The organism is Oceanobacillus sp. FSL K6-0251, assembly GCF_038004725.1.
In the GTDB taxonomy this organism is placed as follows: domain Bacteria; phylum Bacillota; class Bacilli; order Bacillales; family Amphibacillaceae; genus Oceanobacillus; species Oceanobacillus oncorhynchi.
In genome coordinates this window covers 3,085,822-3,097,302 of record NZ_JBBORS010000001.1, presented here as the reverse complement: position 1 = coordinate 3,097,302, position 11,481 = coordinate 3,085,822, and the positions used below count along the sequence as shown (strand labels likewise).

General features: G+C 42.7%; 10 protein-coding genes. 9 read left to right on the top strand and 1 reads right to left on the bottom strand.

Translation table 11 applies throughout. The features are described from left to right. Positions 1-136 precede the first annotated feature (136 nt). From pyrR to pyrE, 9 genes are all read left to right on the top strand, one after another. A complete protein-coding gene (gene pyrR, locus MKY45_RS15505) occupies positions 137-685 on the top strand; it encodes a bifunctional pyr operon transcriptional regulator/uracil phosphoribosyltransferase PyrR (protein ID WP_042535154.1) in 549 nt (182 codons plus the stop codon). Positions 686-1,186: 501 nt separating this feature from the next. Beyond that, complete coding sequence (locus MKY45_RS15500; RefSeq protein WP_341173090.1) at positions 1,187-2,116, top strand: aspartate carbamoyltransferase catalytic subunit; 930 nt, start codon at positions 1,187-1,189, stop codon at positions 2,114-2,116. Beyond that, complete coding sequence (locus tag MKY45_RS15495; RefSeq protein WP_256704862.1) at positions 2,073-3,356, top strand: dihydroorotase; 1,284 nt, start codon at positions 2,073-2,075, stop codon at positions 3,354-3,356. Before MKY45_RS15500 ends, MKY45_RS15495 begins: the two co-directional genes overlap by 44 nt. Next, the gene (locus MKY45_RS15490; RefSeq protein WP_332093775.1) at positions 3,349-4,449 is read left to right on the top strand and encodes a carbamoyl phosphate synthase small subunit; all 1,101 of its coding nucleotides are present in this window, start codon (positions 3,349-3,351) and stop codon (positions 4,447-4,449) included. Before MKY45_RS15495 ends, MKY45_RS15490 begins: the two co-directional genes overlap by 8 nt. Further along, a complete protein-coding gene (gene carB, locus MKY45_RS15485; protein ID WP_193063338.1) occupies positions 4,442-7,642 on the top strand; it encodes a carbamoyl-phosphate synthase large subunit in 3,201 nt (1,066 codons plus the stop codon). The genes MKY45_RS15490 and carB overlap by 8 nt, the downstream gene beginning before the upstream one ends. Beyond that, the gene (locus tag MKY45_RS15480; RefSeq protein WP_445667640.1) at positions 7,642-8,397 is read left to right on the top strand and encodes a dihydroorotate dehydrogenase electron transfer subunit; all 756 of its coding nucleotides are present in this window, start codon (positions 7,642-7,644) and stop codon (positions 8,395-8,397) included. The genes carB and MKY45_RS15480 overlap by 1 nt, the downstream gene beginning before the upstream one ends. Further along, the gene (locus MKY45_RS15475) at positions 8,394-9,308 is read left to right on the top strand and encodes a dihydroorotate dehydrogenase (RefSeq protein ID WP_042535144.1); all 915 of its coding nucleotides are present in this window, start codon (positions 8,394-8,396) and stop codon (positions 9,306-9,308) included. The genes MKY45_RS15480 and MKY45_RS15475 overlap by 4 nt, the downstream gene beginning before the upstream one ends. Beyond that, positions 9,305-9,994 carry an orotidine-5'-phosphate decarboxylase gene (gene pyrF, locus MKY45_RS15470; RefSeq protein WP_042535143.1) on the top strand — a complete coding sequence of 230 codons (690 nt, stop codon included), beginning with the start codon at positions 9,305-9,307 and terminating at the stop codon, positions 9,992-9,994. The genes MKY45_RS15475 and pyrF overlap by 4 nt, the downstream gene beginning before the upstream one ends. Then, positions 9,984-10,592: an orotate phosphoribosyltransferase gene (gene pyrE, locus MKY45_RS15465; protein WP_042535141.1), complete on the top strand. Its 609-nt coding sequence runs from the start codon at positions 9,984-9,986 to the stop codon at positions 10,590-10,592. The genes pyrF and pyrE overlap by 11 nt, the downstream gene beginning before the upstream one ends. A gap of 52 nt (positions 10,593-10,644) precedes the next feature. Here pyrE and MKY45_RS15460 read toward each other — a convergent pair whose 3' ends face one another. Beyond that, positions 10,645-11,406 (bottom strand): class I SAM-dependent methyltransferase, encoded by a 762-nt coding sequence (locus tag MKY45_RS15460; protein WP_341173088.1) that lies wholly within the window; start codon positions 11,404-11,406, stop codon positions 10,645-10,647. Positions 11,407-11,481 lie beyond the last annotated feature (75 nt).

Sequence of the window (11,481 nt, the reverse complement as noted above, 5' to 3'; positions counted from 1 at the left end):
ACAAATAAAGACCTTTAACAATAGTCCTGTGAGGCTAGGAAGGCTGCGATTAGCAAGTTTGCTTACGGTACACGTATGCCCTTTTCCATCAGCAGGAAAAGGGCATTTTTATGCAATTTGGAAGGGGCGGGCTAATTTGAAGAAAAAAACAGAGATTCTTGATGCTGCAGCGATAAATAGAGCATTGACCAGGATGTCCCATGAAATCCTGGAAAAGAACAAAGGCGGAGAGAACCTTGTTTTAATTGGAATCAAAACAAGAGGCGTTCCACTGGCGAAAAACATTCAAGAAAAAATCAAGCAAATTGAAGACATCGAAGTTCCGTTTGGCGAATTAGATATTACCATGTACCGGGATGATTTGGAAAAAAAGGATCATCACGAAGAACCGCGAATCAACTCGGTTTCTATTGATATGGACATAACGAACAAACAGGTCATTCTGATTGACGATGTTCTTTATACAGGCAGAACTGTCCGTGCGGCAATGGATGCTGTAATGGATGTCGGCAGACCGGCGGCGATTCAGCTTGGGGCTTTGGTAGACCGCGGGCACCGCGAGCTGCCTATTCGGGCTGACTATGTTGGCAAGAATATACCTACTTCTGAGCAAGAAATTGTTGTTGTTCAGCTAAGTGAAAAAGATCAAGTAGATCTTGTTTCTATTTATGAAAAGAATACATGATAACTTTTAATCAGATCCAGAGAGATTTGAAAGGTTGTTCAGAATAGCGAATGCTTATAGGGTATTCGTCTAGCTCTCTGCAGCCTTTGCAGGGAGCTTTTTTTTTAAGGAAGTTCAAAAAGTCACTAAATGATAAATGAAGAGCTCTTTAGTTGACTTGCTTTATCCGATGGGCTGCGGTTACCGATGTTGTCAGGTTAATGAATTTTATTAATTTTGATATAGATAGTAATAAAACCTATCTAGCGGAGGAAAAACACGGAGACTCCTATGGGAAAGCGCAGTGGGAAGACCCCGCAGAAAAAAGTGGTCTTCTTTTTTCGAGGAGGCTGAGCGCAAGCCCATGGAAAGCGTAGTGTTTTTCCGCAGCGGTCGCGCTAACCTGACAACATTGCTGCGATTACTCGTCCCATCAAAACCCGTTAGCAACTTTTTGAACATATATATTTGTATAATGAAAATCAATTTTAAAGAATGACACCAAAGAGGGAGAGATGAATCGTGAAACATTTTATTTCGATGCAGCAGCTGTCGAAGGAAACGATGAATCAAATTCTGAAAGAAGCCGAATTGATAAGAAAATCACCAAGAACCTTGAATAAACAGTTATTTGCAGCCAACCTGTTCTTTGAACCAAGTACAAGAACGAAAATGAGCTTTGAAGTTGCGCAAAAAAAACTTGGATTAGAGATGCTGGATTTTCATACGGAAGCTTCCAGCCTTGTCAAGGGAGAGTCCTTATATGACACAGCCAAAACTTTTGAAGCTACAGGTGCAGATGTGTTAGTCGTGCGCCATCCATCTGATAATTGGATAGCTGAAATTGAAAAAGAAGGTTACTTGAGCATACCGGTTATCAACGCCGGCTCCGGAAAAGAGGAGCATCCTACTCAGTGCATGCTGGATTTACTGACAATGTACCAGGAATTTGGCCATGTTGAAGGCAGGAAGGTTGTTATCGCTGGCGATATCAAGCATAGCAGGGTAGCAAGGTCGAATGCGCTTGCTCTGGAGAAATTAGGAGCTGAAGTTTACTTGAGTGCAGCACCAGGGTTTGAAGATACCAGCTTACATTATCCATATATCCGAATGAATGAGGCAGTAGAAATAGCGGATGTCGTGATGCTGCTGCGAATTCAGCATGAGCGTCATATTCATAAAGCAGAAACGTCAGATTATCTCACCCTCTATGGTTTGACAATGGAAAGAGCTGCAAAAATGCAGAAGCATGCAATAATTATGCATCCCGCCCCAATCAACAGAGGGGTGGAAATTGACAGCAGGCTTGTAGAAAGTAAACAGTCACGTATTTTTAAACAGATGGAAAATGGTGTCTATGTCCGAATGGCAATTTTAATTCACGTATTAAAAGAATGGGGGATTATCAATGAAAACGAAATTAACGAACGCAAAACGCTTAACATCATCTAATGAATTGGTAAACTGTGAGGTGCTTATCGAAGGCGGAAAAATCAAAAAGGTGGCCCGGGAAGTAACAGAGCAAGCGGATAACACAATTGATGCAAAGAATAACCTTGTTGCTCCAGGGTTTATCGATGTGCATGTGCATCTGCGTGAACCGGGCGGAGAGTATAAAGAAACGATTCGTACAGGAACAGAAGCAGCTGCCAAAGGAGGATATACTACTATTTGCGCAATGCCAAATACGAATCCGGTTCCGGATAGCCCGGAAACATTGGAGCAGCTGCTTCAAAAAATTAAAGAGGATGCTGTTATCCGTGTTCTTCCTTACGCTTCGATTACCAAAGGTTTAAAAGGTGAAGAACGTACAGATGTTAAGGCGCTGTTTGAGCAGGGAGCTTTTGCCTTTACAGATGATGGGGTAGGAATTCAGACTGCCAATCAAATGCTTCAGGCCATGAAAGAAGCAGCTGCATGCGGTGCGGCAATTGTTGCTCATTGTGAAGATAATTCCCTGGTCTATGGCGGAGTAACCCATGATGGAGAAGTAAGCAAGCGTCTAAACCTTCCGGGGATTCCGTCTTTAAGTGAATCGGTACAAATTGCCAGAGATGTTCTGTTAGCTGAAGCTGCCGGCTGTCACTATCATGTTTGCCATGTCAGCACGAAGGAATCGGTTCGCGTCATTCGTGATGCGAAAAAAGCTGGTATTCATGTTACAGCGGAGGCATCCCCGCATCACTTAATATTAAACGAATCTGATATTACTGAAAATGATGCAAATTTCAAAATGAATCCGCCGTTAAGAGGAAAGGATGATCAGGAAGCACTGATTGAAGGGCTTTTAGATGGTACACTGGATGCTATTGCAACAGACCATGCGCCGCATGGAGAAGAAGAAAAAGCAAATGGCTTCTTAGAAGCGCCATTCGGAATTGTGGGATTAGAAACAGCTTTTCCATTGTTATACACTCATCTGGTACAAAAAAACGTACTAAATTTACATGAATTGATTGATAGAATGACGAAAAAGCCGGCGGATGTGTTCGGACTTCCTTATGGAACGTTGGAAGAAGGAGCGCCAGCAGATTTAACCATTATTGATTTAGGAAAAACAGCAAAAATCGATCGCTATCAATTTGCTTCTAAAGGGAAAAATACACCTTTCCACGGCTGGGAGGTAACAGGATTCCCTGTCCTGACAATGGTAGATGGCAAGGTCGTATTTGAGGAGGGCAACCATGCGTAAACGTAATTTAATTTTGGAAGATGGAACAGTTTTTGAAGGATACGGTTTTGGAAGCGAAGAAGTTTCCAAGGGAGAGATTGTTTTTAATACAGGAATGACTGGATATCAGGAAGTTATCACCGATCCAAGTTATTGCGGACAATTTGTAACGATGACGTACCCTCTCATTGGAAACTATGGAATCAATCGAGACGATTATGAAACAGTGACACCATTTATTCATGGTTTGATTGTGAAAGAATATAGTGAGCAGCCTTCCAATTTTCGGAATGAAGAGACCATCGACAGCTTCTTAAAGGCGAATAATATTCCCGGGATCGCCGGAATCGATACGAGAAAATTAACACGGATTATTCGCAAGTATGGAACGATGAAAGCAGCTATCCTTTCTGCGGAAGAAGATGTAGAAAAAGCAGTAGAAGAATTGAGAAATGCGGAATTTCCTAGAGACCAGGTAAAACAGACATCGACAAGCAAGCCTTACGTTGTTCCGGGCAGAGGAAGCCGTGTGGTACTGGTTGATTTTGGTGCAAAGCATGGTATTCTGCGGGAATTAACGAAACGGGATTGCCAAATTACGGTGGTTCCTTATAACTATCGTGCAGAGGACATTCTGCGTCTCCGTCCAGACGGCATCATGCTGACAAATGGACCAGGAGATCCAAAAGATGTACCGGAAGCGATTGAAATGATCAAAGAGATTCTTGGGCAGGTGCCGATATTTGGAATTTGTCTTGGACATCAGCTTCTGTCTTTAGCCTGCGGGGCAAATACAGAAAAGATGAAATTTGGACATCGCGGTGCGAATCATCCAGTGAAAGATTTAGAGAATGATAAAACGTACCTTACTTCTCAGAATCATAGTTATGCAGTAAATCCAGATTCCCTTGAAAATACGGGACTTGAACTGACACAAATCGCCATCAATGATGAAACCGTAGAGGGAGTTAGACATACGAAGTATCCGGCATTCTCGGTACAGTACCACCCGGAAGCATCTCCAGGACCAGAGGATACCAATTATCTTTTTGATGAATTTTTAAAAATCATGAAACAGCAAGCGAAGAAGCAGGAGGTTCATATTCATGCCTAAACGTACAGATATTCAAAAAATTCTCGTGATTGGATCTGGCCCGATTGTCATTGGACAAGCGGCCGAATTCGACTATTCTGGAACTCAGGCTTGTCAAGCATTGAGAGAAGAAGGTTATGAGGTTATTTTAGCCAACTCCAATCCGGCAACGATTATGACAGATAACACAGTTGCAGATAAAGTATATATGGAACCTTTAACAGAAGAATTCTTAACAAAAATTATTCGTAAAGAGCATCCCGATGCTATTTTGCCGACATTAGGCGGACAAACAGGCTTAAACCTTGCTATGGAGCTTGTCCGTAAAGGGGTATTGGAAGATCATAAAGTACAGCTTCTGGGAACCGCACCGGAATCGATTCAGCAGGCCGAGGATAGAGAGCTGTTCCGTACCCTGATGAATGAGTTGAATGAGCCAGTGCCGGAAAGTGAAATTGTACATACCGTGGAGGAGGCTGTTAATTTCGCCAATACCATCGGCTATCCACTCATTGTGCGCCCGGCATATACGCTTGGCGGTACCGGCGGAGGAATGTGCTACAGCGAGGAAGAGCTGAAGGAAATCACACATAACGGACTGGTGCTTTCTCCAGTAAACCAGTGCCTGATTGAACGAAATATTGCAGGGTTTAAAGAAATAGAGTATGAAGTGATGCGTGACCATAAGGACCAGGCAATTGTGGTTTGTAACATGGAAAATATCGACCCGGTGGGAATCCATACAGGGGATTCGATTGTTGTGGCTCCGTCACAAACCTTAAGTGACCGGGAATATCATATGCTGCGTAATGCTTCCTTGAAAATTATTCGTGCCTTAGAAATTGAAGGCGGCTGTAATGTCCAGCTGGCGCTTGATCCATACAGCTTCCAATACTACATTATTGAAGTGAATCCGCGTGTCAGCCGTTCATCCGCACTGGCTTCCAAGGCAACTGGTTATCCGATTGCAAAAATTGCGGCGAAAATCGCGGTTGGCTACACATTGGATGAAATTATTAACCCAATTACTGGTAAAACGTATTCAATGTTTGAACCGGCATTAGACTATGTGGTTACCAAATTCCCGCGTTTTCCATTTGATAAATTTACATCAGGAGACCGTCGTTTAGGAACGCAGATGAAGGCGACTGGTGAAGTGATGGCAATTGGCCGTAATTTGGAAGAATCCTTACTTAAAGGCGTACGTTCCCTGGAAATGGGAACAGAAGAGCTTTACCTTGCAAAAGCAGAGAGCTTAGATGAAGAAACATTAGATAAACGCTTGAAGCGTGCAGATGATGAACGTATTTTTCTCTTGGCAGAAGCATTGCGCCGTGGTTATTCGGTCGATAAAATCTTTGACATGACCAAGATTGACCGTTTTTTCTTAAACAGTTTAAATAAAATTATTGAAACAGAGAAAGCCTTGATTGAAAATAAAAACGATATGGCAGTGTTAAAAGCAGCAAAAGAGCTGGGCATTGCAGATGAGCAGGTTTCCAGACTCTGGGATGTTCCGCTGGATGACGTATATGCGTTAAGAAAAGAAAATAATCTCTTCCCGGTTTATAAAATGGTAGATACCTGCGCAGCAGAATTTGAGTCGGAAACACCTTATTTCTATAGCTCGTATGAAACAGAAAATGAATCGGAAGTAACAGAACGTAAGAAAATCCTCGTGCTTGGTTCCGGACCAATCCGCATCGGACAAGGGATTGAGTTTGATTATGCAACGGTGCATTCGGTATTTGCGATTAAAGAGCTGGGCTATGAAGCAATTATTATGAACAATAATCCGGAAACCGTATCTACTGATTTTACGATTTCCGATAAACTTTACTTTGAGCCGCTTACGCTGGAAGATGTTATGCATGTGATTGAACTGGAAAAACCAGAAGGCGTGATTGTGCAGTTTGGCGGTCAAACTGCGATTAATCTGGCAGATGGACTGGAACGCCGCGGAGTGAAAATTCTAGGTACCGGCCTGGAAGCAATTGATCGTGCAGAGGATCGCGATAAATTTGAAGTATTATTAGATGAGCTTGACTTACTTCGTCCGCAAGGAAAGGCAGTACCAAGGTTAGATAAGGCAATTGAAACAGCAAATGAAATTGGCTATCCGGTACTTGTACGCCCTTCTTATGTTATTGGCGGCAGCCGTATGGAAATTGTATACAGTGAAAAAGAGCTGGAAAATTATTTAGCGAAATCAGATGGTGTGGATTCTGCACATCCGATTTTAATCGATAAATATTTAACAGGAATGGAAGCAGAAGTAGATGCCATCAGTGATGGAGAAACAACGATTGTTCCTGGAATCATGGAGCATATCGAACGCGCTGGAGTCCACTCTGGTGACTCGATGGCTGTATATCCTCCGCAGCGTTTAAGTGAAGCTGTAAAAGAAAAATGTCTGGATGCAGCAGTGAAGATTTCAAGCGCATTGAACGTAAAAGGACTAATCAATATCCAGTTTATTATCCGTGATGAAGATGTTTATGTGCTTGAAGTAAATCCAAGAGCCAGCAGAACAATTCCATTTCTAAGCAAGATTACTGGCGTAACGATGGCAAATATTGCTACGAAATGTATCTTAGGTGAGAAATTAGCCGATATGGGCTATGAAACTGGTATTTTACCTGAACAGAACCTTGTTTCTGTCAAAATTCCAGTATTCTCTTTTGAAAAATTACGCAGTGTGGATACCATTCTTGGACCAGAAATGAAATCTACCGGTGAGGCAATCGGTTATGATAAAACATTAGAAAAAGCATTGTATAAAGGACTTATTGCTTCCGGATTAAAAGTGCCGCAAGAAGGCGGCGTATTATTGACCGTTGCCGATAAGGACAAGGCAGAAATGCTGGAAGTAGCAGAACGGTTCCACCAGCTTGGGTTTGTCCTCTATGCAACACAAGGGACAGCATCCTTTATTCAGGAAGAAGGCGATATTCCTGTTGTTCAAGTAGGTAAAGTAGGGGTAGATGAGCCGAATGTATTATCCATCATTGAAGAAGGAAAAGTCCAATTTGTTATCAATACACTTAATTCTGGGCAAAAACCAAGGTCGGATGGTTTCTTAATCCGCCGTGAAGCAGTAGAGCATGGCATTGCAAGTCTGACAAGCTTAGACACGGTGAATGCGATTATCAATGTCATTGACTCCACAACATTTACAGCACAATCCATCAGCCAGCAAAAGGTGAAGCAATGATGAAGAAAAGACATGAAATGGAAGTAATCGCTGTTGATACAATCGCCAAAGAAACAATTGAAATGACATTGTATCAGCCGGAAATCAGTCAGCAAACTGTGCCGGGACAATTCCTGCATTTGCTTGTCCCCGGTTTTACATTAAGAAGGCCTATCTCAATTGCCAAGGTCAATTTAGAGGAAGGCACCGTCACCATTTTGTTTAAAGTCGTCGGCGGCGGCACAAAAGCGTTAGCAGCTTATCAGCCGGGAATGACAGTCGATGCACTTGGTCCAAATGGAAATGGTTTTCAGGTAGACGATGTACAAGAAGGAGAACGTATTCTGTTAGTAGGTGGAGGAATTGGGGTTCCTCCCATCTACCATCTCGCCAAGCGCTTAAGTGAAAAGAATGTGGAGCTTGTTGCTGTATTAGGATTTCAATCCAAGGATTATGTCTTTTACGAAGAAGCATTCCAGAAAATAGCGGAAACGTATGTAGTTACTAATGATGGCTCCTATGGACATCAAGGGTTTGTCACACATGTATTTTCTGAAGTGGGCGCATTTGATCAATATTTCGGCTGCGGACCGCTGCCGATGCTCCGCGCTGTGACCACAGAATTAAAAGATGCGGCAGGAAAAGTATCTCTGGAAGAGCGGATGGGCTGCGGCGTCGGAGCATGTATGGCCTGTGTACTGCCAACGGTGGATAACAGCTATAAGAAGATTTGCAGTGACGGCCCCGTATTTTCTGCGCAGGAGGTTATTTTATGAACCTAGAGGTGAAATTGCCTGGACTAACATTAAAAAATCCGATTATGCCGGCATCAGGCTGCTTTGGATTTGGAAAAGAGTACAGTGAATTCTACGATTTAAGCCGGTTAGGCGCTGTTATTATGAAGGCGGCAACGCAATTTGAACGCTTTGGAAATCCGACGCCGCGTGTTGCAGAAACTTCTTCAGGCATGTTAAATGCCATTGGTCTGCAAAATCCGGGAGTAGAGCGGATTATTGCCAATGAAGTTCCCAGACTTGCTGCATATGATACATCTATTATCGCAAACGTTGCTGGAAGCTCATTAGAGGAATATGTTTTTGTAGCCAGTGCATTTAATCAGACTAAGGATGTGCATGCATTAGAATTAAATATCTCCTGTCCCAATGTAAAAGAGGGCGGTATTCAATTTGGCACAGACCCGGAAATGGCTAAACGCGTTACATCCGCAGTGAAAGAGGCGAGTAATCTTCCTGTGTATGTGAAGCTGTCCCCGAATGTGACCAATATTGTCGAAATGGCAAAAGCCGTAGAAGAAGCCGGTGCGGATGGACTTTCCATGATAAATACATTAACGGGCATGAAGCTGCATTTGCCGACTGGGAAACCGCTGATTGCCAATCAGACTGGCGGATTATCCGGTCCGGCTATTAAGCCGATTGCAATCCGGATGATTTACGAAGTGCGGCAGCAGGTGTCTATTCCGATTATCGGCATGGGAGGCATTTCTACTGCAGAGGATGTGCTGGAATTCCTGCAGGCTGGTGCAGATGCAGTAGCAGTTGGTACAGCAAATTTCCAAAATCCATTTGCGTGTGTAGATATCATCGATGCACTTCCAGAAACACTAATGAACTATCAATATACTTCTGTGCAGGATGTAATTGATAGAAGGGGCGTGCAGGTATGAGCGTCTTTGTCGCATTAGATTTTCCAACATGGACCGAAACGGAACGGTTTTTAAAGGATAATGATCTTGCAGGTGTCCCTGTAAAAGTCGGAATGGAGCTTTTTTATCGAGAAGGACCGGCAATCATTGAAAAATTGAAAGCAGATAACCACCCTATTTTCTTAGATTTAAAGCTTCACGATATTCCAAATACGGTTCATCAGGCAATGAAAAATATTGCTTCTTTGAACGTAGATATGGTAACAACGCATGCGATTGGCGGAAAAGAGATGATTTATCAGGCGAAGCAGGGGCTGGCAGGTTCATCTACCAAGCTGATGGCAGTGACGATTCTTACTTCGATGGATGATAATGTTTTAGAGCGGGAGCTTGGTTTATCAGGCGATGTAGAAGAGAATGTTATCCGTTTTGCAGCACTCGCAAAAGAAGCAGGAGCAGATGGAGTGGTCAGCTCCGTTCATGAGGTGCCAGTAATCAAAAAGCATTGCGGTGACGACTTCTTGTCCATTACTCCGGGCATCCGTTTAGCAGATTCTTCCCAGGATGATCAGAAACGAATAGCGACGCCTGAGAAAGCGAAAGAGCTGGGCAGTGATTTCCTGGTTGTCGGCAGAAGCATTACCAAAGCAGAAAATCCAAGAAAAGCATATGAACAAGTGATGAAGGAGTGGCAGCATGGAGAATAATATAACCAAAGATTTATTAGCAATTGAAGCCGTACAATTAAATGCAGATAACTATTTCACATGGACATCTGGACTTAAATCACCTATCTATTGTGATAACCGTTTAACGATGAGCTATCCTGCCGTCCGCAAAAAAATTGTTCAAGCATTTGCAGATATGGTGAAAAATAGTGATACCAAACCGGAAGTTATTGCCGGCTGTGCAACAGCAGGTATCCCGCATGCAGCCTGGCTGGCAGAAGAGCTTGATTTACCAATGGTATATGTACGTTCGAAGCCAAAAGGACATGGAAAAGGCAACCAGATTGAAGGGGCATCGGTAGAAGGGAAAAAGGTACTTGTGATTGAAGACCTGATCTCCACTGGCGGGTCATCCATTCAATCTGCCGAGGCGTTAAAACAAGATGGCGCTGAAATTACAGCAGTATATTCCATTTTCACATATGGACTTCCAAGAGCGCAAAAAGCGTTTGAAGAAGCAGGCTTCTCTTATGAATCGATAACCGGTTTTGATCAGCTGTTAGAATTACTTATTGAAGAAAATAAGCTTACAGAGAAAGAAAAAGAGACAGTACTTGCTTGGAGAAGCGAGTTATAAGAATAAGAAAGAAGGATGTGACTCGTAAAAGAGGGCACATCCTTTCTTATTTTTATTTTTCCCACATACTTATCCATTCATCAATGGAAAAGGAGAGAATGGTATTTTCATCTTTTTGTAAACGTATCGCTTCTTGCAGCTTTTCATCGGCTGTTTCGATAAAACGAGTAACCTGCTGGCGTACTTCCTCCGAATCTACAGTACGGTCAAGCCAGTCTTGGAAAGGAAGCTCTTTTATCCGTATATCCTCCTGCAGTAACGTAAATGGATGTTTAGAAAATAGTTTTTTCCATTCGGAGATTTTTTTGGCATGTTCATGACTGGGATCACGCATGGCTTCCAGCTGATTTAAAAATTGATCAGCTGCATCCTCCTCTGGAGCTACATTATCAACAAATAAACATTTTCCGCCAGGCTTCAACACACGATATACTTCTTGAATAAACTTCTCAGGTCGTGGAAAATGATGGGCCGCGATACGGCAGGTGATGATATCCATAGAGTCATCCAGAAAGGGAAGTTCCTCTGCATCAGCAATAATCAGCAGGATGTTATCGTTTTCATTTATGCTATTTCTCACACCTGTCAGCATGGATGGAGTTAAATCAGTTGCGATAACTTGTTTGGCGAAGGGAGCTAACGTTTTTGCGACCTGACCTCCTCCTGTTGCTATATCTAAAATGATTTGGTCAGTGGATGGCTTTAACCATTCCGTGATTTTTTGTAAAGCGGCGGGGTTGCTATGTGTACGGCTGTTGACATAAGCATCCTTCCTTTTTGTGAATAATTCTTTGTTCTGCAATTTTTTATCCATTTAACACCGTTCCTTTCTTAATTTTCAGTAGAAAGTAAATTTCATGAGCAATTCATGCTGGAAAGTCTTCTTAAA